Annotated in this window: 28 protein-coding genes and 1 riboswitch; of the genes, 13 read left to right on the top strand and 15 right to left on the bottom strand. The window is 51.8% G+C overall.

Features of this window, described 5'->3' with window-relative positions; genetic code table 11:
* Window positions 1-12: 12 nt before the first annotated feature.
* The 5 genes from KQP84_RS23805 to KQP84_RS23785 all read left to right on the top strand — a co-directional run bounded on the left by KQP84_RS23805 (window position 13) and on the right by KQP84_RS23785 (window position 5,396).
* A complete protein-coding gene (locus tag KQP84_RS23805; protein ID WP_215848561.1) occupies window positions 13-984 on the top strand; it encodes an ABC transporter substrate-binding protein in 972 nt (323 codons plus the stop codon).
* Entirely contained in the window at window positions 981-1,823 is an 843-nt protein-coding gene (locus tag KQP84_RS23800; RefSeq protein ID WP_215848560.1) for an ABC transporter ATP-binding protein, read from the top strand. The genes KQP84_RS23805 and KQP84_RS23800 overlap by 4 nt, the downstream gene beginning before the upstream one ends.
* Window positions 1,820-2,620: an ABC transporter permease gene (locus KQP84_RS23795; protein WP_215848559.1), complete on the top strand. Its 801-nt coding sequence runs from the start codon at window positions 1,820-1,822 to the stop codon at window positions 2,618-2,620. The genes KQP84_RS23800 and KQP84_RS23795 overlap by 4 nt, the downstream gene beginning before the upstream one ends.
* A 23-nt stretch (window positions 2,621-2,643) precedes the next feature.
* Window positions 2,644-4,038: an FAD-binding oxidoreductase gene (locus KQP84_RS23790; RefSeq protein WP_215848558.1), complete on the top strand. Its 1,395-nt coding sequence runs from the start codon at window positions 2,644-2,646 to the stop codon at window positions 4,036-4,038.
* Between the two features lie 86 nt (window positions 4,039-4,124).
* The gene (locus KQP84_RS23785; RefSeq protein ID WP_215848557.1) at window positions 4,125-5,396 is read left to right on the top strand and encodes a TonB-dependent receptor; all 1,272 of its coding nucleotides are present in this window, start codon (window positions 4,125-4,127) and stop codon (window positions 5,394-5,396) included.
* 39 nt (window positions 5,397-5,435) lie between these two features.
* Here the strand turns inward: KQP84_RS23785 and KQP84_RS23780 are convergent, their stop codons facing one another.
* Window positions 5,436-5,666, bottom strand: a complete 231-nt coding sequence (locus KQP84_RS23780; RefSeq protein ID WP_215848556.1) for a hypothetical protein — start codon at window positions 5,664-5,666, stop codon at window positions 5,436-5,438.
* A gap of 149 nt (window positions 5,667-5,815) precedes the next feature.
* Between KQP84_RS23780 and KQP84_RS23775 the strand changes: the two genes are divergently transcribed.
* From KQP84_RS23775 to crtB, 6 genes are all read left to right on the top strand, one after another.
* Window positions 5,816-6,364 carry a YtfJ family protein gene (locus tag KQP84_RS23775; protein WP_243079266.1) on the top strand — a complete coding sequence of 183 codons (549 nt, stop codon included), beginning with the start codon at window positions 5,816-5,818 and terminating at the stop codon, window positions 6,362-6,364.
* A 228-nt stretch (window positions 6,365-6,592) separates the two neighbouring features.
* Window positions 6,593-7,513, top strand: coding sequence for a polyprenyl synthetase family protein (locus tag KQP84_RS23770; protein ID WP_215848555.1), 921 nt, complete (start codon window positions 6,593-6,595; stop codon window positions 7,511-7,513).
* Entirely contained in the window at window positions 7,510-8,817 is a 1,308-nt protein-coding gene (locus KQP84_RS23765; RefSeq protein ID WP_215848554.1) for a glycosyltransferase, read from the top strand. The genes KQP84_RS23770 and KQP84_RS23765 overlap by 4 nt, the downstream gene beginning before the upstream one ends.
* Window positions 8,801-9,967 (top strand): lycopene beta-cyclase CrtY, encoded by a 1,167-nt coding sequence (gene crtY, locus KQP84_RS23760; protein ID WP_215848553.1) that lies wholly within the window; start codon window positions 8,801-8,803, stop codon window positions 9,965-9,967. Before KQP84_RS23765 ends, crtY begins: the two co-directional genes overlap by 17 nt.
* Entirely contained in the window at window positions 9,964-11,442 is a 1,479-nt protein-coding gene (locus KQP84_RS23755) for a phytoene desaturase (protein ID WP_215848552.1), read from the top strand. Before crtY ends, KQP84_RS23755 begins: the two co-directional genes overlap by 4 nt.
* Window positions 11,439-12,368, top strand: coding sequence for a 15-cis-phytoene synthase CrtB (gene crtB / locus KQP84_RS23750; protein WP_215848551.1), 930 nt, complete (start codon window positions 11,439-11,441; stop codon window positions 12,366-12,368). The genes KQP84_RS23755 and crtB overlap by 4 nt, the downstream gene beginning before the upstream one ends.
* Here crtB and KQP84_RS23745 read toward each other — a convergent pair.
* The 4 genes from KQP84_RS23745 to KQP84_RS23730 all read right to left on the bottom strand — a co-directional run bounded on the left by KQP84_RS23745 (window position 12,307) and on the right by KQP84_RS23730 (window position 14,989).
* A complete protein-coding gene (locus tag KQP84_RS23745; protein WP_215848550.1) occupies window positions 12,307-12,840 on the bottom strand; it encodes a sterol desaturase family protein in 534 nt (177 codons plus the stop codon). The genes crtB and KQP84_RS23745 overlap by 62 nt on opposite strands.
* Before the next feature lie 135 nt (window positions 12,841-12,975).
* The gene (gene ahr, locus KQP84_RS23740) at window positions 12,976-13,992 is read right to left on the bottom strand and encodes an NADPH-dependent aldehyde reductase Ahr (RefSeq protein WP_215848549.1); all 1,017 of its coding nucleotides are present in this window, start codon (window positions 13,990-13,992) and stop codon (window positions 12,976-12,978) included.
* Between the two features lie 13 nt (window positions 13,993-14,005).
* Entirely contained in the window at window positions 14,006-14,590 is a 585-nt protein-coding gene (locus tag KQP84_RS23735) for a flavin reductase family protein (protein WP_215848548.1), read from the bottom strand.
* A 129-nt stretch (window positions 14,591-14,719) separates the two neighbouring features.
* Window positions 14,720-14,989, bottom strand: coding sequence for a hypothetical protein (locus tag KQP84_RS23730; protein WP_215848547.1), 270 nt, complete (start codon window positions 14,987-14,989; stop codon window positions 14,720-14,722).
* A gap of 324 nt (window positions 14,990-15,313) precedes the next feature.
* On the opposite strand from KQP84_RS23730, the gene KQP84_RS23725 reads away from it, so the two are divergent.
* Together KQP84_RS23725 and KQP84_RS23720 are read left to right on the top strand one after the other, a co-directional pair.
* Window positions 15,314-15,868: a DsbA family protein gene (locus KQP84_RS23725; RefSeq protein WP_215848546.1), complete on the top strand. Its 555-nt coding sequence runs from the start codon at window positions 15,314-15,316 to the stop codon at window positions 15,866-15,868.
* Between the two features lie 75 nt (window positions 15,869-15,943).
* Window positions 15,944-16,357, top strand: a complete 414-nt coding sequence (locus KQP84_RS23720; RefSeq protein ID WP_215848545.1) for an ASCH domain-containing protein — start codon at window positions 15,944-15,946, stop codon at window positions 16,355-16,357.
* A gap of 453 nt (window positions 16,358-16,810) precedes the next feature.
* On the opposite strand, the gene KQP84_RS23715 is transcribed toward KQP84_RS23720, so the two are convergent.
* From KQP84_RS23715 to KQP84_RS23670, 10 genes are all read right to left on the bottom strand, one after another.
* Entirely contained in the window at window positions 16,811-17,779 is a 969-nt protein-coding gene (locus KQP84_RS23715; protein WP_215848544.1) for a HesA/MoeB/ThiF family protein, read from the bottom strand.
* Between the two features lie 9 nt (window positions 17,780-17,788).
* Window positions 17,789-18,547, bottom strand: coding sequence for a thiazole synthase (locus KQP84_RS23710; protein ID WP_215848543.1), 759 nt, complete (start codon window positions 18,545-18,547; stop codon window positions 17,789-17,791).
* Between the two features lie 2 nt (window positions 18,548-18,549).
* A complete protein-coding gene (thiS, locus tag KQP84_RS23705) occupies window positions 18,550-18,747 on the bottom strand; it encodes a sulfur carrier protein ThiS (protein WP_215848542.1) in 198 nt (65 codons plus the stop codon).
* Complete coding sequence (locus KQP84_RS23700; RefSeq protein WP_215848541.1) at window positions 18,747-19,676, bottom strand: FAD-dependent oxidoreductase; 930 nt, start codon at window positions 19,674-19,676, stop codon at window positions 18,747-18,749. The genes thiS and KQP84_RS23700 overlap by 1 nt, the downstream gene beginning before the upstream one ends.
* Window positions 19,677-19,816: 140 nt before the next feature.
* Window positions 19,817-19,935: riboswitch (TPP riboswitch) on the bottom strand.
* 100 nt (window positions 19,936-20,035) lie between these two features.
* Window positions 20,036-20,815 (bottom strand): ABC transporter ATP-binding protein, encoded by a 780-nt coding sequence (locus KQP84_RS23695; protein ID WP_215848540.1) that lies wholly within the window; start codon window positions 20,813-20,815, stop codon window positions 20,036-20,038.
* Complete coding sequence (locus KQP84_RS23690; protein ID WP_215848539.1) at window positions 20,812-21,498, bottom strand: ABC transporter permease; 687 nt, start codon at window positions 21,496-21,498, stop codon at window positions 20,812-20,814. The genes KQP84_RS23695 and KQP84_RS23690 overlap by 4 nt, the downstream gene beginning before the upstream one ends.
* Before the next feature lie 9 nt (window positions 21,499-21,507).
* Entirely contained in the window at window positions 21,508-22,233 is a 726-nt protein-coding gene (locus KQP84_RS23685; protein ID WP_215848538.1) for an ABC transporter permease, read from the bottom strand.
* A gap of 6 nt (window positions 22,234-22,239) precedes the next feature.
* The gene (locus tag KQP84_RS23680; protein WP_252515527.1) at window positions 22,240-23,088 is read right to left on the bottom strand and encodes a transporter substrate-binding domain-containing protein; all 849 of its coding nucleotides are present in this window, start codon (window positions 23,086-23,088) and stop codon (window positions 22,240-22,242) included.
* Between the two features lie 20 nt (window positions 23,089-23,108).
* On the bottom strand, window positions 23,109-24,296 hold the full coding sequence (locus KQP84_RS23675) for a M20 metallopeptidase family protein (RefSeq protein ID WP_215848537.1): 1,188 nt from the start codon (window positions 24,294-24,296) through the stop codon (window positions 23,109-23,111).
* 340 nt (window positions 24,297-24,636) lie between these two features.
* Complete coding sequence (locus KQP84_RS23670; RefSeq protein ID WP_215848536.1) at window positions 24,637-25,596, bottom strand: fimbrial protein; 960 nt, start codon at window positions 25,594-25,596, stop codon at window positions 24,637-24,639.
* Window positions 25,597-25,604: the final 8 nt, after the last annotated feature.

Raw genomic sequence — 25,604 nt, 5'->3', positions numbered from 1 at the left:
CGGGGATTGGGTATGAAAAAAACATTGAGCCTTGTTGCAGCACTTTCCGTGGCCCTTTCCGCACCAGGCATGGCCGCAGAAAAATTCACGTTTATGACTAACTGGTATGCACAAGCTGAGCATGGCGGTTTTTATCAGGCGCAGGCGCAGAATCTTTACCGCGATGCCGGATTAGACGTCACCCTGAAAATGGGCGGGCCGCAAGTGCATACCATGCAGTTGATGGCAGCAGGCCAGGCGGACTGCATCATCAGCGATAACATGCAGGCGCTGCAATCCTGGCAATCTGGCGTTGAAGCGATGCCGGTTGCCACCACCTTTCAACATTCGGCAATTGTATTTATTACCCATCCTGATGTGAAAAGTCAGGCCGATCTGCAAGGCAAAACCTTTTTGCTGGCTTCAGAAGCGTATACCTCTTACTGGCCTTGGGCGCAGAGTGCGCTCAACCTGAAAGCGGCCCGCGCCCGCCCTTATACCTTTAGTATTCAGCCGTTCTTAGCCGATAAAACGCTGGTGCAGCAAGGCTATCTGACCTCAGAACCTTTTGCAGTACAAAAAGCCGGGGCACAAGCCAACGTTTATCCGATCAGCGAGTGGGGTTATCCGCCGTACGGCAACAGCATTGTTTGTATGAAATCAACAGTGGAGAAGCGTCCGCAGGTGGTAGCGGCCTTTGTTAAAGCCTCGATGCAGGGCTGGAAAAACTACCTGCAAGATCCCAGCGCGGGCAATGTGCTGATCAAGAAAGAGAACCCAAATATGGGTGATGACCAGATCGCTTTCAGTCTCGCGCAGATGAAGAAATATCAGATGCTAACCGGCGGTGATGCGCAAACTCAGGGCATCGGTATCATGACCGAATCGCGTCTGAAACAGACCTATCAGCTGCTGGTTGAGAATAAACTGATCGATCCGGCGAAAGTCCCGTTTGAGGGAAGCTACAACCTGACGTTCATCCAAGACGCCAAGGTCATGCCATGAATAAAGCCAGCCGATTGACCTTGATGAGCCACGACAACGCGCCGGTAACGCTACCCGGTGCAAGCGCGCCGCCGGCGATTGACGTGCTCTCCGCTGAGAAGATTTATCCCAACGGCACGCGTGCATTGCTGCCGGTTGATTTGACCATTCGTCAGGGGGAATTTGTCACCCTGCTCGGGCCATCCGGCTGCGGCAAAAGTACCTTACTGAAAATGATCGCCGGATTGATTGAACCCAGCGACGGTAAGCTGATGCTTTTTCGCCGCGACCGCCGAGAAAAGCAGCGAGATTTACCGCTCTCTTTCGTGTTTCAGGAAGCGACGCTGATGCCGTGGAATAACGTGCATAAGAATGTGCGTTTGCCGCTGGATTTAGCCGGTGTGCCGCGCCCGGAAGCGGACACGCGGGTGAAAGAAATCCTTGAGTTAGTGGGATTGAGCCAGTTTGGTCACGTTTTGCCGCGTGAGCTTTCCGGCGGTATGCAGATGCGCGTCTCCATTGCGCGCGGTTTAGTAACGCGGCCCAAAGTGTTGCTAATGGATGAACCCTTTGGCGCCTTGGATGAGATCACCCGCAACAAACTTGATAGCGATCTGCTGCAACTGTGGCAAGAGCAAAACTTGACGGTGGTGTTCGTCACCCACTCGATTCAGGAGGCGGTATTTCTGTCGCAGCGAGTCATCATGATGGCGGCGCGACCTGGCCGCGTCGTTGATGACATTGCCATCGATGCGCCCTTCCCCCGTGATGATGAATTCCGGGTCAGCCAGCCATTCACGCTGTATGCCCAACAGCTTCAGCGCGGCTTGTTCAATGCCAGCCAGGAGAGCAAATCATGAAAACCCCGTTTGCTGCACGCCAGTCATTTCAAAAACTGTTTTATCCACTGTTGATGGCGGTGGCAATATTACTGCTATGGCAATGGCTGGTCACCGCTCTGCAAGTACCGGTGTTTTTGGTGCCCTCGCCGCTGGTGGTGGCGCAGAGCCTGATGCAAAATTTCCCTTCGCTGTTTATGTCGCTGCTCTACACCATGAAGATCACAGTGATTTCGTTTGCTGTGGCCATAGTTATTGGCTCGGTGATCGCCTTTTTACTGGTGCAGAACCGTTTTATCGAGACCGCGCTCTTCCCCTACATTGTTTTTTTACAAGTGACGCCGATTGTGGCGATTGCGCCATTGATCATCATCTGGGTGAAAGACACCACCTTGTCGCTGGTGGTGTGCGCCACCTTGATGGCAGTCTTCCCTATCATCTCCAACACCACGCAAGGCTTGCGTAGCGTTTCGCCTGGGTTGCTGAGCTATTTCCAGCTTAATCACGCTTCGCGTATGCAGATTCTGCTGCGTCTGCGCATTCCTTCCGCGTTGCCCTATTTCTTCGGTGCCTTGCGCATCTCCAGCGGTTTGTCGTTGATTGGTGCGGTTGTGGCTGAATTTGTCGCGGGTACCGGCGGCACCGATACGGGTCTGGCTTATCAGATATTGCAGGCCGGTTATCAACTCAATATTCCGCTGATGTTTGCTGCGCTGTTATTGATTTCACTGGCGGGGTTTTTGTTGTTTGCCGTGATGTCATGGCTTACGCGTCGCGTACTGGCCGCCTGGCATGAGAGCGAACTCAGCCACAGCTAATTTACTTACCACAGGAATGCATAATGTCTGATTCTGTTCGTCAATCCGCGCTGTCTGCGGTGGTCGCGGCGTTGCCTGCGCTCGATTGGATTAAAGAGGCCCCCAAGGTAAAACGTCTGTCGCGAGACTTTCATTGGTTCAGCCCAATCCTTAAAAATCTGTTGGACGATAAATTTGCCGAACTGGCGGTGCGTCCGCGTGATGAGGAAGAGCTGGCGGCTGTGGTAGCTGCCTGCGCTGCACAACGTTTGCCTTTAAATATTCGCGGCGGCGGCACGGGCAATTACGGTCAACTGATTCCGCTCCACGGCGGCGTGATGGTTGATATTACGAAGCTGAACGCGGTGGTGGAAATGGGTAAAGGCAGCGTACGAGCACAAGCGGGTATTCGGCTTGGCGATCTCGAAGCCTATACGCGTCCGTTTGGTTGGGAACTGCGCTGCATGCCATCAACCTGGCGCTTAGCCACGGTTGGCGGTCTGTTTGGCGGCGGCTTTGGCGGCGTCGGCTCCATCAATTACGGTCCGCTGGCCGCACCAGGCAACGTGCTCTCGGTGCGAATAATGACCATGGAAGAGACGCCACGGATTATTACGCTGAAGGCGCCTGAAGCCATGCTGTTGCATCACGCGTACGGCAGTAACGGTATTGTGCTGGAGATTGAACTGGCGCTGGCGCCCTGCCATCACTGGATCGAACGGCTGGATAGTTTCAGCGATTTCGCCAGCGCAATGGCGTTTGCGGATGCGCTCGCCCGCTCACCGGGCTTGGTTAAACGCCAAATTGCGGTGATGGCAGCACCTATCGCCGATTATTTTACCGATCTCGCGCCTGAGCAAATATCAGGCAAGCATGTGGTGATTTCGGTCGTCGGCAGTGAAAGTGACGCATTGTTGCCCGCTTTATTAACGCAGCATGCTGGACAGTCCGTGCTGCGTTACAGCGATGACCAGCATGAAGGCCATTCACTGATCGAATATTGCTGGAATCACACGACCTTACAGGCATTGAAGATTGATAAAACCCTGACCTATCTGCAAACCGCCTATGCACCAGACAACTATCTGCAACAGGTGCTGGATATGGAGCAGCGCTTAAATGGCGAGGTCATTTCGCATATAGAATTTTTGCGCGACATGAATGGCGCACTAACGTGCAGCGGCTTACCTTTGGTGCGTTATAGCGATGAACATCGTCTTAACAATATAATGCAAACTTACCGCGATAACGGCGTGAAGATTAATAATCCTCACGTGCTGCATATTGAAGAGGGTAAACAAGGGATGATTCGCCCCGATGTTGTTGCAATGAAACGCGCATTCGATCCGCATAATTTACTTAATCCGGGTAAACTGCGCGGTTGGGACGTTCGTGAGACGCTGCCCGACGTTAAAATAAACGGCGTTACCGCAGTATAATAAATCATAAATAATCTACCGCTTGCTGCATTAATAAGCAGACGGGCGGGCTTTGCTCTATTTTAGACAGGAAAAGGTTCAGGAAAATGCACTTAAAAACGCTTTCATTTGCGGCATTGTTGTTTCCGTTCACCTCCGTAGCGATGGCCGCTACGCAAAGTAATATTGACTCAAGTTGCCAATATGGCACCAGCGGCGTTGACAACTTTACCGACATATTCACCTGCGGCACGGTAAGCGGCAGCCTGCGCACGCTTTATTATTCAACCCACAATGCTTATTTCTCTAAAGGTTTTAATCAGGACACTGTGAGTTACGGTGGCAGTTTGAAATATGAAACCGCCCCATTTTATGGTTTCCGGGCGGGCGTTAGCGGAATATTTTTACGCGGAATTGATCATCCAGATGAAGCGCATACCATTAGTGATATTGGCGATAATCAAACCAATGTCGGTGAAGCTTATTTAAGCTGGCAGAAAGATGACTTTAAAATAACTGCGGGCGATCAACGCATCGATATTCCTTTTGTCGGTGATTATGACTGGCGAATAACGCCGATACTTTTTCGCGGCGTTGATGCGCATTACGGCGACAAGCAAAACTTCCTGCATGCAACCAAAGTCTGGCGTTATAAACCGTGGGGAGACGACCAGTTTCTCGACAGCACCGCATATACCGATGTAGATGAACGCACCAACGGCATGTGGGGCATTGGCGGCGGACGCGCTACGCAATGGGACGATAAAACCTTAAGCGGTCAACTTTGGTATGAAGAGTACGCGGACTATTCTCGCATCGTATTCGGTGAAAGCCATTTACGCTGGCAAGAAGCGACCTTCCAGCCTGATTTTGGCCTGCAAGTTATTCGTGGCACCAGCCAAGGTAAAGCGCTGGCGGGCGAAGTCAACAGCACTTCTTACGGTGCACAGCTGGCGCTGAGCTTTACGCCATCACTGAGCTGGAAATTGGGCTATGACCACATCGCTGCCAGCGGTGACAGCTGGAATAATGGTTCGCTGGTGACACCTTACGCGCACAATACCTCGTCTGGCCCCTACTTCGCACAACCCTTCTTTACCAGCACCCAGGATTTAGGCAGTGGCAATGCGTGGTCAACGGACGTGAACTACGTCATGAATGAAAACCTGTCGATTGGCTCGCGTTATTCTTTTATGGATCTTAAACCGGCTGCGGACTCCTCCAGCATCAATCAGTCAGAATACCTGGTTTATTTCACCTGGAACTTTACCGGCGTATTAAAAGGCTTGAGCCTGACCGATTTTGCCGGAGTACAGACTTCGCCGCTGTATGACTCAGATTTCTGGCAGAATCGCTTGTCACTGCAATACGACTTCTAACACCATCACGGGAAGGCTGTATATCGCCTTCCCCTGTTTTTAGTTGATCCCCTCATCCCATTGCGCCGCCTTTGCGCGCTGTAACGCATGCTTAAATTGCCGCACCTCTTCGCGGCGCCAGTGTCGCTGAGCCAAAGGGGCCGACTCCGTTGCCTGGGGTAAGGGAATGCCGGCCAGCGTTCCGCGATTACACATTGCTCTGACCAATCTCGGTGAAGAAACACCGATATAGCGCGCCATCTCATTCAACGTCATCAAGCCGCTACGCATTTTCGCCTCCTTTTTTCGGTAATAAGGCATTTTTGAGCTATTTCTCGGTTCATTTATTGATCTGAAACAGTGTTAAGCGATAAAGCGTCCGCCGATTCAAAAAGTTGCTACGCTGATAGCCATCAATATCCAAGAAATGAGAGGCTCACTTGCTACGTTCTGCATTGATATCACTGACACTATTTTCTTCATTAGCCAACGCACATAACGTGATGCTTGGCCAGCCGGTGCCTTCAATCTTTATCGCCGATAAAGGTGAAATGGTAATGCAGCAAGGGAAACTGAATTATCAAAAATGGCGTAGTCAGGCGCTGACCGGTAAAGTGCGTTTGATTATTCATGTCGCAGGAAGGATATCGGCAAAGGAGCAAACGGCAGGATTGATCAGCGCATTAGAACACGCCGCTTTACCGCGTAACACTTTCCAAACCACCACTATCGTCAATACCGATGATGTACTGCCAGGCAGTGGCATATTTGTGGTGCGCAGTATTGAATCCAGTAAGAAATCGACCCCATGGCAGCAATTTATTATTGATAACAGCGGTGTTGCGCAGCATACATGGCAGCTTAAACCGCAAGGTTCAACAGTCATTGTGGTTGATCAACATGGCATTGTGCGCTTTGCAAAAGATGGCGCATTAACCTCACAGGAAGTTATTCATGTGATGAGTGAATTGCGAACGCTGCTCGGATAATTGGCCACATTTCATCGGCTCAGAAACGTTAAATTTTTGGTAAAGAATCGATGAATGTTTCTGAATTCCCCACCTTTTATTAATCCTCAACTAATATTGATTATGTGGTTTTTGACCACCGTGCCTTGAATACCTGCCAACCATAATGTGGCAGTAAACATACTATGAATATGGCATCGACTTTGTTTCGACTTGCTGTGCATTCATCTGCTAATAAGGACAGCCTTAATGACGGCTTGTGCAGAAAAACAGGTCAATTATCCTCACAGCGATATTTCAATGCTATTGAGCGATATTGAACTGCGTCTTGATGAACTTTTACCGGTAGACGGTGAGCGCGATTGCGTTGGTGCGGCAATGCGCGAAGGCACTTTAGCGCCCGGTAAACGTATTCGCCCCATGCTTCTGCTGTTAACTGCACGCGATTTGGGCTGTGATCTGAGTCATCGTGGACTGCTGGATCTGGCTTGCGCCATTGAAATGGTTCATGCAGCCTCGTTAATCCTCGACGACATGCCCTGCATGGATAATGCGCAAATGCGACGCGGCCAACCCACTATTCATTGCCAGTTTGGCGAACATGTGGCGATTTTGGCTGCGGTTGCGCTGCTCAGTAAAGCCTTTGGTGTGATCGCCTGCGCGGAAGGCTTACCCGCCAATGCGAAGAATCAGGCGGTGACAGAATTGTCTCACGCTGTTGGGTTGCAAGGCTTGGTGCAAGGGCAATTTAAAGATCTCTCTGAGGGTGACAAACCGCGCAATGCGGATGCCATTTTGATGACCAATCAATTCAAAACCAGCACCCTGTTTTGCGCCTCAATGCAGATGGCATCAATCGTTGCGAATGCTTCCTCAGAAGCGCGTGAAAAGCTGCATCGCTTCTCACTCGATCTTGGGCAGGCGTTTCAACTACTTGATGATCTTGCTGATGGCATGACGAATACCGGCAAGGATTGTAATAAAGATGCCGGGAAGTCGACGCTGGTGAATATGTTGGGCGCGAAAGCGGTGGAGAATCGTTTACGCGATCATCTGCATCGTGCCAATCAGCATCTTGAAGCGGCTTGCCAGAATGGTTATGCCACGCAACATTTTATTCAAAGCTGGTTCGAGAAAAACTCGCTGCTGTCAGCTAAGGATGCTGCATGAGTCACTTCGCGGTCGTTTCGCCGCCTTTCTATAGCCATGTGCAAGCCTTGCAAAATGTCTCACACGCGTTGATAGCGCGAGGCCACCGCGTGACCTTTATCAATCAAATTGACGTTCAAACTTTAGTTAGCACGCCCGCTATTCAGTTCCGTCCTGTTGGATTGACTAGCCATCCCGCAGGTAGCCTGGCGCATACCTTAAAACTGGCGGCGCATCCTCTTGGCCCCTCCATGCTGCGCCTGATCACTGAAATGGCCCGTACTACCGATATGTTGTGTCGGGAATTGCCTGCTGCGCTAACTGCATTAGCGGTTGATGGTGTGATCGTTGATCAGATGGAACCTGCCGGTGCTTTAGCCGCAGAAGCGCTGGGGTTGCCTTTCGTTTCGGTTGCCTGCGCATTACCGCTGAATCGTGAAGCCGATTTGCCGTTGGCCGTCATGCCGTTTGATTACAAAAATGATGACTATGCCAAAGAGCGCTATGCCACCAGCGAGAAAATATATGACTGGTTGATGCGCCGTCACGATCGCGTGATTGCTCAACATGCCAACAATTTCGGCCTGACGCCGCGAAATAAGCTGCACGAATGTTTATCCCCGCTGGCGCAAATCAGCCAGTTGATCCCAGAGCTCGATTTCCCGCGTTATGCCCTGCCCGAGACTTTCCACGCCGTCGGCCCGCTACGCTCGCTTACGCAATCCACTTCATCCGCTGAAAACTATTTTGATGATAACGACAAGCCGCGCATTTTTGCCTCGCTGGGCACGTTGCAAGGCCACCGCTATGGCTTATTTAAAACCATTGCGCGCGCCTGTCAGGAAGTGGATGCACAGCTGCTGCTGGCGCATTGCGGTCGCCTTTCACCTTTTCAGGCGGAAAAGCTGGCGCATAACAGCCATACGCGCGTCGTGGATTTTGCCGATCAGTCGGCGGCTCTGGCACAAGCGCAAGTGGTGATTAGCCATGGCGGACTCAACACTGTGTTGGATGCGGTAAATCATCTCACGCCGCTGTTGGCGTTGCCGCTGGCGTTTGATCAGCCCGGTGTTGCCTCACGCATTGTTTATCACGGCATTGGACGAAGCGCTTCACGCTTCACCACCAGCCATGCAATGGCGCGCCAACTGCGTTCGCTGCTGAGTAACGATCACTATCGTCAGCGCATGCGCACGTTACAGCCCGCGCTGCGCCAGGCGGGCGGAAGTGAAACCGCGGCGGCCATTATTGAACAGGCAGTCAACACGCGCCGTCCGGTGTTGCATCCCGCATTTAAAGGAAGCCTGTATGCAACCGCATTATGACCTTATTTTTGTTGGCGCTGGATTAGCAAACGGCTTGATTGCACTGCGCTTACAGCAGACGCATCCTGAACTTTCGCTGTTGCTGATTGAAAGTGAACAGCAAGCGGGTGGCAATCATACCTGGTCCTTTCATGCCGACGATCTCACGCCGGAACAGCATCGCTGGATCGCTCCGCTGATTGCTCACTCCTGGACGCACTATCACGTGCGGTTTCCGCAACGCACTCGCCGTCTTAACAGCGGCTATTTTTGTGCTACCTCACAGCATTTTGCCCGCGTGCTGTATGAGCGATTTAGAGACAACTTGCTGACGCACACTCAGGTGACGGCAATCACGCCGGTGAGTGTGCAACTCGAAGATGGACGTATGATTACCGCCGATGCGGTGATTGACGGGCGCGGCTACCAGCCGGATGACGCCCTGCTGGTGGGTTTTCAGGCTTTTGTCGGTCAGGAATGGCAGCTTAAGCAACCGCACGGCTTAACGGCGCCAATCATCATGGACGCCACAGTTGACCAGCAGCAAGGCTATCGCTTTGTTTATACCTTGCCGCTCTCTGCAACCCGATTGCTGATTGAAGATACGCATTACATCGATAACGCGACGTTAAAGGCTCCGCAGGCGCGCCAGCACATCAGCGCTTACGCAGCGCAACAGGGTTGGCAGCTTGATCGGTTAATGCGCGAAGAGCAAGGCGCGCTGCCCATTACGCTGACCGGTGATCACCAGGCATTTTGGCAGCAACGTCCGCTGGCCTGTTCAGGATTACGTGCCGGTCTTTTCCATCCCACCACCGGTTACTCCCTGCCGCTGGCTGTCGCCCTGGCCGATCGTATTGCTGCAAGCAGCCGCTTTTCCGCTTCATCGCTACAGGATCTCATCCGCCACTTTGCCCACGAAGCCTGGCAGAAACAGCGTTTCTTTCGCATGTTGAATCGCATGTTGTTTTTAGCTGGACCGGCTGATCAGCGCTGGAAAGTGATGCAGCGTTTTTACGGATTACCAGATGGCCTTATTGCCCGCTTTTATGCGGGAAAATTAACCTTGCCCGATATGGCACGCATTCTTAGTGGCAAACCGCCGGTCCCTGTCGTGGCAGCTTTGCAGGCTATTTTGACTACACCTTCCCGTCTACGAGCGATACGATGAAAAAAACTGCAGTAATTGGCGCAGGCTTTGGTGGCCTCGCATTGGCTATTCGCCTTCAGGCGGCAGGTATTCCCACCCTTTTACTTGAACAGCGCGACAAGCCTGGCGGTCGCGCTTACGTTTATCAGGACCACGGTTTTACTTTTGATGCCGGGCCAACGGTAATCACCGATCCCAGCGCGATAGAAGAGTTGTTTACGCTGGCTGGCAAACAGATGAAAGAGTATGTCGATCTGCTGCCGGTCGCGCCGTTTTACCGTTTGTGTTGGGAAAATGGCAACATTTTTAACTACGACAACGATCAGGCGCAGCTTGAGCAGCAGATAGCGCAATTTAATCCGCGTGATGTCGAAGGTTATCGCCAGTTTTTGGATTACTCCCGCGCCGTTTTTAAAGAAGGTTATCTGAAACTCGGGACGGTGCCGTTTTTATCCTTCCGCGACATGATCCGCGCCGCGCCGCAGCTTGCGCGTTTGCAGGCCTGGCGCAGCGTTTACAGCAAAGTCGCAAGCTATATCGAAGATGAACATTTGCGGCAGGCTTTTTCCTTCCACTCATTGCTGGTAGGCGGAAATCCTTTTGCCACTTCCTCGATTTACACGTTGATTCATGCACTTGAGCGTGAATGGGGTGTCTGGTTCCCGCGCGGCGGCACCGGCGCGCTGGTCAATGGCATGGTGAAATTGTTCGAAGATTTGGGCGGTGAAGTCGCGTTGAATGCAAAAGTCAGCCGGTTAGAAACTGAAGGCGAAAACGTCAAAGCGGTACATTTGCAGGATGGTCGCGTATTCCCCACGCGTGCCGTCGCGTCGAATGCCGATGTGGTGCATACCTACAATGACTTGCTCAGCGAGCATGCGGGTTCAACTGCGCAGGCCCGTTCGCTTAAGGGCAAACGCATGAGCAACTCGCTGTTTGTCCTCTACTTCGGCTTAAATCACCATCACGATCAGTTGGCGCATCACACCGTCTGTTTCGGCCCGCGCTATCGCGAATTGATTGATGAGATATTTAATCATGACGGCTTAGCTGAGGATTTTTCGCTTTATCTTCATGCGCCTTGCGTCACCGATCCATCGCTTGCGCCAGCGGGTTGTGGCAGTTACTACGTGTTAGCGCCGGTACCGCATCTGGGAACAGCCAATCTCGACTGGTCGGTAGAAGGCCCACGCCTGCGCGATCGCATCTTTGACTACCTTGAGCAGCACTACATGCCGGGGCTGCGCAGCCAGTTAGTGACGCACCGCATGTTCACCCCTTTCGACTTCCGCGACGAATTAAACGCTTACCAAGGTTCGGCGTTTTCAGTTGAGCCGATTCTTTCTCAAAGCGCCTGGTTCCGCCCACACAACCGCGATAAGCATTTGCATAATCTTTATTTGGTGGGTGCTGGCACGCATCCAGGTGCGGGCATTCCTGGCGTCATCGGGTCGGCCAAAGCCACCGCAGGGTTAATGCTGGAGGATTTGGCATGAATAATCCGTCATTACTCGACCACGCGGTGGAAACCATGGAAGTGGGCTCGAAAAGCTTTGCAACCGCGTCAAAGCTATTTGATACCAAAACCCGTCGCAGCGTATTAATGCTCTATTCCTGGTGTCGTCATTGCGACGATGTGATTGACGATCAGCAATTGGGCTTTGCTTCAGACATCGTCTCATTGCAAACACCAGAGCAACGTTTAGCTCAGCTTGAAGTTAAAACGCGTCAAGCCTATGCCGGATCGCAAATGCATGAGCCCGCTTTTGCGGCGTTTCAGGAAGTCGCAATGGCGCACGATATTTTACCTGCTTATGCTTTTGATCATCTCGAAGGCTTTGCCATGGATGTGCGTGAAGTGCGCTATGAAACATTCGATGACACGCTGCGTTATTGCTATCACGTGGCGGGTGTTGTGGGATTGATGATGGCGCAGATTATGGGGGTACGGGATGCCGCGACGTTGGATCGCGCCTGCGATTTGGGGCTGGCGTTTCAGCTCACTAATATTGCGCGTGACATTGTTGATGATGCGCAAGTCGGCCGCTGTTATTTACCCGAACAGTGGTTGCAGCAAGTGGGTTTAAACGGCATTAACTATGCCGCTCCAGAAAATCGTCAGGCTTTAAGCCGGGTCGCAAGGCGCTTAGTCAAAGAAGCGGAACCTTATTATCATTCGGCAACCGCTGGATTAGCGGGCTTGCCACTGCGTTCAGCTTGGGCGATTGCGACTGCAAAAGGGGTTTATCGCAAAATTGGGGTCAAAGTGAATCAGGCGGGCAAAAAGGCGTGGGATCGTCGCCAGTCCACCAGCAAGCCCGAGAAGTTAGCGTTGCTGGTGTCGGCTTCAGGTCAGGCGGTTATGTCTCGGATGATGACTTCGCCGCCGCGCCCTGCTCATCTTTGGCAGCGTCCGCATTAGATTTCTTACCGTGCCGCTCTCTTAGCGTCGCCTGCAATTTAGACAGCGGCGGCGCATAGAGGAAACCAAACGAAACGCAGCCCTCTTTACCGCGCACAGCATGATGCATGCGGTGCGCCATATATAAACGCTTGAAGTAGCCACGGCGTGGAACATAGCGGAACGGCCAGCGCTGATGCACTAACCCATCGTGAACAATGAAATACATAATGCCGTACAGCGTCATTCCCGCGCCAATCCACTGCAGCGGCCACATCCCTTCACTTCCCAGATAAATCAGCAAAATTGCCAAGCCGGCAAAGGCAACTGCGTAAAGATCGTTGAGCTCAAACCAGCCTTTATGCGGCTCATGATGCGACAGATGCCAACCCCAACCCCAGCCGTGCATGATGTATTTATGCGCCAGCGCGGCAGCAATCTCCATGCCTACGACAGTAACCAATACAATCAAGGCATTCCAAATCCACAGCATAGTTTCTCCAGTAGGTGCTTCCTGCAATGGGCATGAGTGCGCAGTATCACTATTTTATCGCCGTGTTCAATTTTAACAGAGAATTGAAAAAGCAGAGGAGAGAGAGAAATTGGCGCGCCAAAGGCGCGCCTGCCGTTAAAAATCAGCTTTGAGGACAATACGATAATTGGCCTTACCGGCACGCAGGTGATCCAGCGCGTCGTTGATTTTTGACATGGGGAAGTATTCCACTGTTGGCGCAATATTAGCGCGCCCAGCCAGTTTCAACAGCTTACGCAATTGACCCGGCGATCCGGTTGACGAACCCGTCACCGCATGGTCGCCAGTAATCAGACTAAAAGCAGGCACTTCGAATGGCTTCATTACTGCACCCACGGTGTGGAACTTGCCGTTCGGTGCCAGAGCATTGAAGTATGGCTGCCAATCAAGGTCAACTGCCACCGTACTGATAATCAAGTCAAACTGGCCTGCCAGCGCTTTTAAGGCTTCTGGATCGCGGCTGTTAACAACATGATCCGCACCCATGTCCAGAATCGCCTGCGTCTTGCTGGCTGATGAGCTGAACGCAGTAACTTCGGCCCCAATCGCACGCAAAATTTTAATCGCGATATGGCCCAATCCACCAATGCCGATCACACCTACGCGGCTGGAAACAGAGACGTTATGCATCAGCAGTGGTTTGAATACAGTGATGCCGCCACACAGCAGAGGTCCCGCAGTTGCGACATCCAGTTTTTCTGGCAGCGGAATAGCCCATTGCCAGTTAGCGCGCAGCGAACTGGCAAAACCACCATGATTGTTGATCGTAGAAACTTTACCCTGCTGGCAATTTACCTGCTCGCCATTGATACACGCGTCGCAGTGCTGACAGCTTTTTGCGAGCCAGCCAATGCCAACACGCTGACCAAGGCTCAGTCCCTTGTTTTTTGCACTGTCACCCAGCGCAACAACACGACCAATCACTTCATGACCCGCTACCAAAGGATAAGTAGACGCGCCCCATTCGTTATCGATCATCGATAAATCGGAATGGCATACGCCGCAATACTCCACTTCAACTTCAACATCTTCTGCATCAAGTGGGCCTGCATCGTAGTCGTATCGTTCAAGTGCCTGACCGGCTTGCATCGCAGCATAGCTTTTAACTGTCATAGATTACCTCTGTTTAGAAATCGGCTTTTGCCGTAAGCGTGTTCGCTACTGTCACGAACTTTCCACCACCCAAATGGTGCAATGTGTGTAAATCACGGTTGTCAGCATTGAAATGCCAGCGCCCGTCAAAGAAAACTCGACTGTCAGCCGCCGCTGCGACCACTTCGCCAAACAGAGTGTCATACGCCTGTTGCGCTTCTGTTTCTGGCAGCAGACGGCATTCAAGCCAGGCGACACAACTCTCTTCCAGTAATGGCACGCCAAGTTGCGGTCCCTTAATGGCCTGAAGAGTAAAATCGCTGAATTTATCTTTATCGCGTCCTGATACGCTGCCCACGGCATACGTGAGATCGACGAATGCGGCTGCCGGCACGCAAATGCCAAAGGCGCCACCTGATTCGATCAGCTCGCGGGACCAGGTTGCTTTGTCTACCACAATAGCGATGCGCGGCGGGGTGAACTCAACCGGCGTAGACCAGGCCGCAGCCATGACATTACGGCGCTGTGATGTGCGATCTTGACTGGTAATAAGAATCGTAGGTCCGTGATTAAGCAGACGGCTGGCGTGTTCTAACGCCACCGGGCGGAAATGCGACATGGAACATCCTTTAATGCGGAAATAGGTAAAGCATAACCTGAAGAATAGGTCATAAACTGCTGTAAATGCGTCACATTAACGGATTTTGTGCCGCATTCACTTGCCGCATCGTGCCTCATGAAAATAAAATCACAGCAGATCGTGATTCAGAGGGGTTCGAAACGCATGTCGCGCCGCGCTCATTAATTGGCTGGCTGTTACCGTGGCGGGTAATCGCATCAATATTTTGCTCGCCTGCCAGTAACACAGCACCATTGTTTCATCATCTTCGATCTCTGCCAGTTCACGCAGCCTGGCGCGCAATGACAACACGTTCAATGTTTGATGTTCATCTAGCATGTCAGCGATGGTCTGATTAATGATGTGATGGAGGGTTTTCCAGGACAGATCTGTGTGCAAAATTAACCTCTTTTAAGGCTTATTGGCTCCGGGCAAATGAACATAAAAATTCGCTGCAGAAAACCTGCAACGCAAAAGCAGAGAAGTATGGCAATAACTATAGACGCTTCTGGCTGCTGTCGCCGGGATGCAAAGGCATAAATTTAAAGCCGCTGAGTTTACCGATTTTTGACGCCTTTTGTCCTGTTTTAAACCTGACTTTTAGTCACAATAAAGCGAGCGCTAAAATTCTTGTAACAGATCTGCAGTAAACTTAACGGGCTGATACGACTAAGATTTGTTGATACGTCTACTTTTCATCCTCCCTTAAATAAAGGAAAAATCATGAGCCAGAATGCCACACTCTCTGCCGATCCGCTGGTTTGGGGCCACGGCCCCCACATTTTTGAAGTGTTTCTGGAACCTACCTGCCCTTTCTCGGTCCGCGCTTTTAACAAATTTGACGCGCTGCTGAGCGAAGTGGGTGAGGAGAAAATGACACTGAAAATTCGCTTACAGTCACAACCCTGGCATCTCTTTTCAGGCGTGATTGTGCGCTACATTCTGGCGGCCTCTTTTCAGGGTAAAGAAGCAGCAAAAGCAGTGATGAAAGCCGTTGCCGATCATCGGGAAGAATTTGAATTTACCGATCATTGTAGCGGTCCTAACATGGATGCTACGCCTCATCAGATTCTTGCTCGCCTGAAAGATTACAGCGGAATTGATGCGTATGAGGTATTCGCGCGCGCCGATCTGCAAACCGAGATCAAATGGCATTGCAAATATGCACGCCAGAACGGCATCCACGTTTCACCCACTTTTATGATCAACGGCTTGGTGCAGCCCGATATCGGCAGCGGTGATGACATTACTGACTGGGCTAAACGCATCCTGGCTTAATCAATGCTGCCCATTATCACCAAGATTGTTGATAATGGGCGCATAATTCAACGCCCTAAACTTAAGGATTCAGCGATGGCATTGACGCTCGAACAATTAAAAATCAAATATCCCAACGCCCTTGCCTGGCCGTTTGGCGATTCAGCCGAGTTGGCTAATCAGCTTGCTACATTAGTGATCGCCGGTAAAAAGGTCGCCAGCTGCGGCTCTTTGCAATCCTGGAACGCAGATGACCACAAACCGCAGCCTGGCAGCTACAGTATTATCCTCAACGGCAATAATCAGCCGGTGTGTGTTATTCGCACTACCGGCTTGTTCCTGACACGTTTTGATCGCGTAACGCCTGAAATGGCGATGCTGGAAGGCGAAGGCGATCTCAGCCTTGATCACTGGAAGCAAGAGCATCAGCGCTTTTTCCAAAACGAAGGCAGTTTTCATCCTGAGATGGAACTGGTATTTGAGACCTTTCAATTAACTGAAGTGGTATAAATTCACCGATCAGGATTGATGAAAGTAAAATATGAGGTTTAGAGAATAAGGGTAATGTTATGCAAAATAACGCTTTCACCGTTACGCTAAACCTCATTAATAACCCTTTTAACGCGTTATAGGTATTTTCGATTCTGCTTTTTCAAGGCTTTTGCTCATGTCCTCCTTAAAAGCGGGTAGCAGCGCAGATTGAGCGCCATTCCAATAACCATTAACCGCCATGTTGGCTTGCATAATGGTTAGTAGTATTAATTTCAATGCACGATCTTCATTATCTGGCAGCCCGCTATTAGAACTCATCCGCGACCAACAGAACATCGCTACTCTTCGTATTGACAATGAATGGCAACAAAGCGGAGGGAGAGCTTTCCCTATTGGGAAAATAACATTCACGGCTAAATGCGTCTCTACTGATAAATGCAGGTCTTAATGCACGCATTACTCACGCAATGTTTAACATTGATTCGCTGCAATTATTGCTAATCGGCGATGCCCACGTTGCTCCAGTGCCTGTGCAGCCTTAGCCGCACGTATTCCGCTGGCACACACCAGTACAATGCGCTGTTCTTCAGGTGCCTGCCAGGCTGCGAGCTCATCAGGCAACAGACGCAGAACGTCGTCAGCGATGCTGGTTGGCGCTTCCATAACACTGCGCAGATCAATAATACAATCTTCAGGCGTAAGCAGTTGTAGGTCGATAAACGGCACGCCGGGATGCGCCGGTTCTTCCGCATAATCAAAGCGGAACTGCCTCACGTGCCACTCGACAAAATCGCACTTGATCATACAACCGAGGGGCGACGGCTTGAGTTGCAGCAAGATGCTGAGCGCCATTTGTGCCTGTAATGCACCAAGCGTTGCCACGGCTGGCCCCATTACGCCCGCGGTATTGCAGTTGGCGGATGCAGTAGGCAACTGAGGGAAAAGTGCCCGATAGCTCGGTGCATCTGCACAGAAGCTTCCGACATAACCTGTTCGGCCCAGTACCGAGGCGCAGACCAGCGGAATATGGCGCGGATAGCAGACGTCAGAGAGTTGATAGGTAATAGCGAAATTATCAGCCGCGTCGATCACAATATCGATGCCATCAAGCGCATGACTTATCATACTGGCGCGCAGTGTGTGCGGATGTGCTTCTACAATCGATTCGGGATTGCGCTGCGCTAGCGCACGCTGGGCGCATACTGCTTTTGATTGACCCACATCTGCCATGCTAAACAGCGTTTGCCGGTGAAGATTATGCAGTTCAACCACGTCACCGTCGTAAAGCTTTATAAATCCTACCCCAGCGCCCACCAGCAGCGGCAGCAGCGTTGATCCCAAACCGCCCGCACCAACCACCAGCACGCGTGCGCTTGCCAGACGCTGCTGTCCGGCATCGCCTATTTCCGGCAGCATTGATTGCCGCTGATAACGACTCATCTTTTATCCTCAACTGAACTCGGCCAAACCGAAAATGGGTGTAGAAGCGGCTGCCATGTCGCGGCGTTCCATCATCCCTGCCTGCTGCGCTTCCAGGCCAGCATGGATTGCTGAGGCAAACGCACCCGCCATACGCACCGGATCGCGTGCTTTTGCCACAGCCGTATTGAGCAGGATCCCGTCAAAGCCCATTTCCATCGCCTGTGCCGCCTGGCTCGGCGCGCCAATGCCGGCATCAATGATCAACGGAATGCCTTTGAACCAGGCACGCATAGAACGCAATCCTTCAATATTGCGTAATCCCTGACCGGAACCGATAGGCGCGCCCCAAGGCATCAATAATTCACAGCCCGCTTCCAGTAATTTTTCGCCAACAATGAGATCTTCCGTGGTGTAAGGGAAAACGTTGAAACCGTCGGCGCAAAGAATGCGTGCGGCTTCGACCAAGGCAAAAGGATCGGGTTGCAGCGTGTCGGCATGCCCAATGACCTCCAGTTTTATCCACGATGTATTGAAGAGTTCGCGTGCCATTTGCGCGGTGGTTACCGCCTCTTTGACTGTGTGACAACCTGCAGTGTTAGGCAGAATTCGCGTGTTCAGCGGCTTCAGCAGTTCACGGAATGCACCACCTGCACTGCCCTCGCGGCGCAGGCTAACCGTAATAATTTCTGTGCCCGATGCGCTAATCGCTTGCGCTAACACATCAGGCGACGGATAACCGGCGGTTCCCAGTAAAAATCGCGACTGGGGTTGGAAATCGTAAAACATACTTAACCTCCCTGCATCGGTGACAAAATTTCTAGCTGACAACCTGCGGTGATGTGCTGAGCGTCGTAGCGAGATCGCGGTACAAATTCACCGTCCACGGCGCTGGCGACGCAGCTGGCATCTATCTGCTGTTCTTGAAGCAGTTCTGCCAAGGTGTTGGCTTCCGTTTCGATCGGACGACCATTAAGTTGAATACGCATTACAAAACCTCCTGGGCCAGTTGCTGCATCAGTTTTTCAGCCATAATGGGTGCCAGCAAAAAACCATGCCGATACATACCGTTTAAGAAAAATATGCCGTGTTGGTAGCGAACCTCAGGCAGGTTATCGCGATAGGCGGGACGCAGACCGGTGCCGCTTTCAACAATGCGAGCTTCAGCCAGTGCCGGATGAAGGGTGTACGCCGCGCTAAGCAATTCCATCATGGCGCGCGCGCTGATTGGGCTGTCGTCATGACTTTCCACCATGGTGGCACCAAGCATAAAACGTCCTGCTGCTCGCGGCACCAGATAGCAAGGGAATCGAGGGTGTAACAGGCGAACCGGGCGCGAGAACTGAACTTCATCAGTTTGCAGGATCAGCATTTCACCGCGCACAGCGCGCAGTGCAGGCTGGTCTTCGGCAGCGTGGATGCCGCGACAATCAATGATTTTTCCGCTGGGTTCGCCGTTATGAAAAGAGACATTGGCCTGCAGCAATTTTGCGCGCAGTTGCTGCATAGCATCACGTGGATTTAGGTGCGCTTCGCCTGAAAAGAACAAGCCGCGTGCGAAGCGATTTTCCAACGCAGGTTCGATTTCGCCCGGTGCAACCCATTGATGCTCCGACGTCATTTTTGCGAAGCGCGTCAGTTCCAGGCTATCACGCGGCGGCGCAATAACTAACGTGCCGTTGTGTTCAACGCCATCAACACGTTTTGACCACCACGCAGCGGAATGCTGTCCCCAATCGATAACCGTTTGAGGCGCGCTTTCAGCTTCGCACCAAGGTGCCAGCATGCCACCAGCCCAATGCGAAGCCGGAAGACAATCCTCTTTGCTGATCACTTCGACGGATTCACCCTGTTCGACCAGCAGCGTGGCGACACATAAACCAGACACACCGCTGCCTAAAACCGACCAGCGGCTCATGATGCGGAGGCTGCGAGTAAGGCAGTTTCATTGGGAGAGTTCATCACATTGGCCTCGTCGTTTAACAGCGAAGACCCGTGATACATGAAAGGAAAAAGGCGAGAGCAGTGCGGATCGGCCCTTGCGGCAAGGAGCTCAACGCACTGAGATCCAGGTCTTCCTACGCCAGTATCAACTGGGTCAGGTTCTAAGGGTCGCTAAGCCGCGCATTGCGCTATTAGCCTCTCAGTCTCTTTGGCGAGACTCCCTGACGGGTTCTAGTTTTATTTTAAGGACGGGGATTCGTCAAGGGCACGTGAAGGAAATCCTGATTAAAAACGTCACTCATCCTTGAATGAACGTGATCAAATAAAAGAACGTTATCCCGCGTTGCGCTGGAAATGGCTGTTTACAAAGGCGCGACAACGTGGCGATACAGGGTCGAGAAATACCTGCTCCGGTGCGCCAGACTCCTCAACGATTCCTTGATGCAGAAACACCGCTTTGTTCGATACTTCGCGGGCGAAACCCATTTCATGGGTCACGATGATCATGGTGCGCCCCTCTTCCGCCAGGCTGCGGATTACGCGCAACACCTCTCCTACCAGTTCTGGATCGAGTGCTGAAGTCGGTTCATCAAACAGGATCGCTTTTGGTTGCTGCGCCAGCGCACGCGCAATCGCAACGCGCTGTTGTTGCCCACCCGAAAGTTGTGAAGGCCAGGCATCGCGCTTTGCATACAATCCCACTTTGTGCAGCAACGCTTCGGCTTCTTCAATCGCCTCTTTGTGATTGCGCTTTTGCACATGCACCGGCGCTTCAATAATATTTTGCATCACGGTTTTATGCGGCCACAGATTAAAACTTTGAAACACAAAGCCAAGCTGCATACGCATCAGCTTGATGCGACGACGCTGCTCACGGCTGAGCTTTTCCTCCGTGTTATCGATAGAGACGATTTCATCGCCCACCGTAATCTCGCCAGCCTGGGGCACTTCCAGGAAAGGAATGCAACGCAGCAAGGTACTTTTACCGGAGCCACTGGCGCCAATCAGCGAAATAACATCACCGTCGTGTGCCGTCAGGCTGATATCGTGCAGCACTTCATGGCCCGCGTAACTCTTTCTGAGATGACTCAGCATAATCGTGGGTTTGGTCATGACCGCGCTCCAAAATAGTAAGGTGATAAACGTCGTTCCAGCATTGAGACGCCTTTGCTAACCAGCATGGTGAGCAGCAGATAAATCACGGCGGCGCTCAGGAACACTTCCAGTGCGCGGAAAGTGGACGAAACAATGGAATCCGCAATACCGGTCATCTCCATCAGGCTGATAGTGCTGACCAGTGAAGTGGCTTTGATCATTGAGATGATCTCATTGCTGTAGGCCGGTAATGCCTGGCGAATGGCAATGGGCAGCGTGATGCGGGTGAAGATCTTATGCGACGACATGCCAGAAACTTTTGCCGCTTCCAGTGACTGAATGCTGACGGCACGCAAGCCGCCACGCAAGATTTCTGAGGTGTACGCCGCATCGTTGAGGATCAGCGCCAGTAATCCGCACCAGTAAGGATCGCGCAGCAACGGCCAAAAAATACTTTCACGAATGGCGGGTAAGCTGCCCAAGCCGTAATAAACCATGAAGATTTGGATCAGCAGCGGTGTGCCGCGAAACAGCCAAACGTAGAAGCGGCAAACGTAACTGCCGATGCGCGTTTGACGCAGCAGATTAAGCAGCAGCGCCAGGATAGCGCCGCCGAGCAAGGATAGAACCGCCAAATTAATGGTCAGCGGCAATCCTTTGAGCAACGCCAGTAGCGTCTCCTGCAAGAAAGTGAAATCCACGTGGGCTCCTTAAAGATTCGCGCGCTGTTGGCCGCGCAGGGCAAATTTTTCCACGTAGCGGAAAACCAAGTCTGAACAGGTGGTGATTATCAGGTAAATCACGGCCCCGACGCTGTAGAAGAAGAAGGACATCTGCGTTGAGTTAGCGGCGGTGGAAACCTGATTCATGGTTTCGACCAAACCGGTTACTGACACCAATGCCGACTCTTTAATCACCGATTGCCACTGATTTCCCATGCCGGGAAGCGCGGTGCGCAGCGCCTGTGGCACGATCATTCTACGGAACATCATCAGACGTCCCATGCCCGTCACCGTTGCGGCTTCCAGCGTGCCTTTTGGAATAGCGTAAAAGGCGCCACGAAATACGCTGCTCTGATAAGCCCCGGAAATCAGTCCAATAGCAATTGCGCCTGCGATAAAACCATTAACGTCGAACGGCCCCTGAAAACCCAGCGCGGTGCCAACAGAAGAAACCACCTGACGTCCACCAAAGTAGAACAGGTAGATCACCAGCAACTCAGGTACACCACGAAATACTGTGATGTAGCCCGCTGCCAGCCGCTGTTGCCAGCGCGAACCGGCGATCTGCATCCAGCACAGTAAACTGCCTAAAATAGCGCCCAGAAACCAGGCGCACAGAGAAACAGTGACAGTAACCGTAGCGGCGCTAAGCAACACGCCGCCCCAACCTTCATCACCGAAGCCAAGTATTTGCCAATCAATATTCATAAACATCGGCAATTAGGCTTTTGGTGCGACGTCTTCGCCAAACCATTTAATGGAGAGTTTGCTCAGCGTGCCGTCTTTAATCATGGATAACAGCGCCTCATCCAATGCCGCTTTCAGCTCGGCATTGCCTTTACGCAAACCAATTGCTGAACCCGCTCCCAGTACGCCACCCGTGAAACCGTAGCCGCTGCTGCTGATAGCGTCGGTGTGTTTTTTCACAAACGCATTGAGATTGGTACGCGAGGCCATAACCGCATCAACACGGCCATTCATCAGGTCGGCGAAAGTTTCCGGGCCAGCTTGATAGGTACGAATTGTCGCAACGTCGCCCAGATACTTTTGTAAGAAATCAGCCTGAATTGTGGCGACCTGCACGGCAATGGTTTTGCCTTTGAAGGTGGCTTTCAAATCATCAATAGACTTTTTCATGCCAGCTTCATCGTCAGCGGCAACCACAGTACCGGTGCCCGGCAACGAAGCTAAAGGTGAGGTTTTTGCTGTGACAAAGCTGGAGACGCTAACGGTATATTCGTGGGTGAAATCGATCGCTTCGGCACGTTTAGGCGTAACAGTGACCGCATCAATGACGGCATCATATTTACCGTCAATCAGGCCGGGAATCATACCTGACCATTTTTGCGCAATAATTTCATATTTGAAACCCGCACGTTTTGCCAGCTCCGCCACCATATCGGGCTCATAACCAACAATTTTGCCGCTTGGCGTAGTTTGGTTAAACGGCGGATACGCGGCTTCAGTAGCAAATTTCAACGTGCCAAAATCTTTAGCATACGTAAGCGCTGACGTACTCAGCAGAACCATTCCCAGGGAGACAGCAAACAAGCCTTTACGCATCATCATCTAAACCTCAATTTTTTATATTAGGAGAGCAAGTCAATCGCGAGGCGTGTTAACGCCTGCGTCCCGGCGGCAATACTGCGTTCGTCCGGTTGATAATCGGAGTTATGCAGATGATCGTCGCGTCCAGGCGTAGCAGAACCAATATGAATCTGGCATCCCGGAACGCGTTCAGTAAACAGTGAAAAATCTTCCGCGCCAAAGCTGGCGCTGGGTTTTGCGATGATCGGCTTATCAAATTGATGCGAGAGAATGGTTTCCAGCGTATCGATCAATGTGTCATCGTTCATTAATGGCGGAACGCCGCGCTGATAGTTGATCTCAATCCGCACGTTTTGCGCCAAAGCGACACCTTCGCACATCCGCTTGAACGATGCTTCCATATCAGCACGCACTTGTGGCGATTTGGTGCGGATGGTGCCCTGAAACAGGCAGCTGTCGGGAATAATATTATGCGTGGTGCCGCCCTGAATATGACCAATCGTCAGCACTGCGGAGTGCGCGGGGTCACGCTCGCGTGAAATGATGGTCTGCAGTTGGCTGATCAAATGCACGGTGGCGATGATAGGATCGCTGCCCATGTGTGGACGTGCCGCATGGGTGGAAACGCCATGAACCGTCACGTCAAACTCATCGCTGGATGCGGTGCTCGCACCGCGCGTTAACGCGATTTCACCGGCTGCCAGCTCTGGTTTATTGTGCAGCGTAATTGCCCAGTCAATGCCTTCGGCTGCACCATCGGCAATCATCGCTTCTGCACCGCTGTCAGGCGTCTCTTCTGCTGGCTGAAAAATCAGGCGTACCGTGCCTTTTAGCTGTTGACGATAGTGCGGCAAAATAGCGGCTACGCCGAGCAGCGTCGCGGTATGAATATCGTGACCACAGGCGTGCATTTTTCCGGGATAGGTGCTGCTGAACGGCAAACCCGTTTGTTCTTGAATCGGTAGTGCGTCCATGTCGGCACGCAGCAGCACGACTTTGCCTGGCTCAGCGCCATGAATATCTACCATCACGCCGGTTCTGCCTACGCCGGTTTTGGGCTGCAAACCCAAAGCCAGTAATTGTTGCGTGACCAAATTGGCCGTGCGAACCGTATCAAAACCTAATTCGGGATGTGCATGAATATCACGACGAATCGCCACTAAATGGGATTCTAGTTCTTTTACTCTGGCGTTGATTTCCTCGGCCAGCAGCTTTTTATCTTCATTCATAGCAGGCTCGATAATAAGGTGTCAGCGTTGTTTTCCGCGGACAGGATAATATTTAAGGCGGTTATAAGCCGTTTTGTGAAATTTGCGACCGTTTATTTATTCACAGCACGTCAGATAAAGCAATGCAGAATCGAGCCGATTACAAGCTTAAAAATCAATGAGATAGGGTAAGTGAATAGGGAATCGAAGAATAATGCGGCGGATAAACAATATTATTAATAATTAATCTCGCCGCATAAATTTAACTACTTATGTTACTGAACAATTAGGCTGGTTCAGGTTGTGAAAAAGTCGCCAGCAACGGGTTTGGATACGCGAGGTGGCGATACGTTGCGTGCCGTTAATTATATGTCATGGTAAACGTGGCAGAGGCGTTTGTCTTTCCGCCAGCGATGGAAGCAGCCGTCTGATAATAACGCGCGGTTAACGGTAGCAGTAAATTCCCTGTCATTGTCGCGGTGCCAAAGTTCAGCTCGGTACCGAGATCCACCGGCGTGCCGTCTTTAAGCAGCTGAATCCCTATGCCTGACGCCTGGTCCGTTCCGGCGTTGAGAGCCAGTACGCCTGTCGGACCCGCGAGTTTTCCATCCAAAGTCATTTTTACCTGCGTGCCCGAAGCGCAGTTTACCCCGACAGTAAAGTCTTTGGGTTTCGCAACCGAGCCTACGCCGCTGAAATCCGCTTCCACAGCGTTATCCAACCTAACGTTAATGACCGTGTTATTAATGGAGCAGGCAACGGGAATGATATAGGTGTCGCTCCCCAGATAGGCCGTAGCATGAAACTCCGGGTAGGAAACAATTTCGTACTTTATGAGCGTTCCCGCTATCACCCGCCCGGCCCCGACGCTACCCGGCACAGTTTTGACCAGCTGTGCCACTACCCCTTCTCCATCTATATAAAAATTCTCGTTAGGGGACATATCATCCAAAGTAGGGAATTTTGTAGAAGGCTCCCCTATACGGAGGCCCACGCCCCGGATATTCGTGTTATAGACATTATTCCCGTAAGCACTGAGTGTGGGAAAGCTTAAGAGCGTCCCCTGTATGGCGTAGGCGCTATCGCAGACAAACAAAGCCTGCGACCCGTGATAACCGTCCGTTCTGGCAACGGCAAGAACGGTACCCACCGGAGCGTCCGCCCGCACCATCACGCTGCCAAAGGTGAGCGGTTTGTTCTCAGGGGCGGATATCCCGGCTCCCCAATTACAGGCTGCCATTGCCGACTCAGACAGGATAAATAATGGGGATAGGATCAGGCTGAGCAACAATGCCTTCGATTTTTTATCAGATGTGGTCATGGGTAACT

This window comes from Candidatus Pantoea bituminis (assembly GCF_018842675.1).
Taxonomy (GTDB): Bacteria; Pseudomonadota; Gammaproteobacteria; order Enterobacterales; family Enterobacteriaceae; genus Pantoea; species Pantoea phytostimulans.
Note: the sequence above shows the minus strand (reverse complement) of the source record. Positions and strands in the feature narration are given on the sequence as shown.

What these genes read in the sequence shown, in the direction of transcription:
- KQP84_RS23795 (WP_215848559.1), top strand. Translation starts at nt 1,820, where the DNA reads ATGAAAACCCCGTTTGCTGCACGCCAGTCATTTCAAAAACTGTTTTAT.
- KQP84_RS23670 (WP_215848536.1), bottom strand. Translation starts at nt 25,596, where the DNA reads ATGACCACATCTGATAAAAAATCGAAGGCATTGTTGCTCAGCCTGATC.
- KQP84_RS23755 (WP_215848552.1), top strand. Translation starts at nt 9,964, where the DNA reads ATGAAAAAAACTGCAGTAATTGGCGCAGGCTTTGGTGGCCTCGCATTG.
- KQP84_RS23675 (WP_215848537.1), bottom strand. Translation starts at nt 24,296, where the DNA reads ATGAATGAAGATAAAAAGCTGCTGGCCGAGGAAATCAACGCCAGAGTA.
- crtB (WP_215848551.1), top strand. Translation starts at nt 11,439, where the DNA reads ATGAATAATCCGTCATTACTCGACCACGCGGTGGAAACCATGGAAGTG.
- KQP84_RS23685 (WP_215848538.1), bottom strand. Translation starts at nt 22,233, where the DNA reads ATGTTTATGAATATTGATTGGCAAATACTTGGCTTCGGTGATGAAGGT.
- KQP84_RS23785 (WP_215848557.1), top strand. Translation starts at nt 4,125, where the DNA reads ATGCACTTAAAAACGCTTTCATTTGCGGCATTGTTGTTTCCGTTCACC.
- KQP84_RS23700 (WP_215848541.1), bottom strand. Translation starts at nt 19,676, where the DNA reads ATGAGCCGCTGGTCGGTTTTAGGCAGCGGTGTGTCTGGTTTATGTGTC.
- KQP84_RS23710 (WP_215848543.1), bottom strand. Translation starts at nt 18,547, where the DNA reads ATGTTTTACGATTTCCAACCCCAGTCGCGATTTTTACTGGGAACCGCC.
- KQP84_RS23715 (WP_215848544.1), bottom strand. Translation starts at nt 17,779, where the DNA reads ATGAGTCGTTATCAGCGGCAATCAATGCTGCCGGAAATAGGCGATGCC.
- crtY (WP_215848553.1), top strand. Translation starts at nt 8,801, where the DNA reads ATGCAACCGCATTATGACCTTATTTTTGTTGGCGCTGGATTAGCAAAC.
- KQP84_RS23745 (WP_215848550.1), bottom strand. Translation starts at nt 12,840, where the DNA reads ATGCTGTGGATTTGGAATGCCTTGATTGTATTGGTTACTGTCGTAGGC.
- KQP84_RS23680 (WP_252515527.1), bottom strand. Translation starts at nt 23,088, where the DNA reads ATGATGATGCGTAAAGGCTTGTTTGCTGTCTCCCTGGGAATGGTTCTG.
- KQP84_RS23695 (WP_215848540.1), bottom strand. Translation starts at nt 20,815, where the DNA reads ATGACCAAACCCACGATTATGCTGAGTCATCTCAGAAAGAGTTACGCG.
- thiS (WP_215848542.1), bottom strand. Translation starts at nt 18,747, where the DNA reads ATGCGTATTCAACTTAATGGTCGTCCGATCGAAACGGAAGCCAACACC.
- KQP84_RS23805 (WP_215848561.1), top strand. Translation starts at nt 13, where the DNA reads ATGAAAAAAACATTGAGCCTTGTTGCAGCACTTTCCGTGGCCCTTTCC.
- KQP84_RS23770 (WP_215848555.1), top strand. Translation starts at nt 6,593, where the DNA reads ATGACGGCTTGTGCAGAAAAACAGGTCAATTATCCTCACAGCGATATT.
- KQP84_RS23800 (WP_215848560.1), top strand. Translation starts at nt 981, where the DNA reads ATGAATAAAGCCAGCCGATTGACCTTGATGAGCCACGACAACGCGCCG.
- KQP84_RS23765 (WP_215848554.1), top strand. Translation starts at nt 7,510, where the DNA reads ATGAGTCACTTCGCGGTCGTTTCGCCGCCTTTCTATAGCCATGTGCAA.
- KQP84_RS23790 (WP_215848558.1), top strand. Translation starts at nt 2,644, where the DNA reads ATGTCTGATTCTGTTCGTCAATCCGCGCTGTCTGCGGTGGTCGCGGCG.
- KQP84_RS23720 (WP_215848545.1), top strand. Translation starts at nt 15,944, where the DNA reads ATGGCATTGACGCTCGAACAATTAAAAATCAAATATCCCAACGCCCTT.
- KQP84_RS23725 (WP_215848546.1), top strand. Translation starts at nt 15,314, where the DNA reads ATGAGCCAGAATGCCACACTCTCTGCCGATCCGCTGGTTTGGGGCCAC.
- KQP84_RS23780 (WP_215848556.1), bottom strand. Translation starts at nt 5,666, where the DNA reads ATGCGTAGCGGCTTGATGACGTTGAATGAGATGGCGCGCTATATCGGT.
- ahr (WP_215848549.1), bottom strand. Translation starts at nt 13,992, where the DNA reads ATGACAGTTAAAAGCTATGCTGCGATGCAAGCCGGTCAGGCACTTGAA.
- KQP84_RS23735 (WP_215848548.1), bottom strand. Translation starts at nt 14,590, where the DNA reads ATGTCGCATTTCCGCCCGGTGGCGTTAGAACACGCCAGCCGTCTGCTT.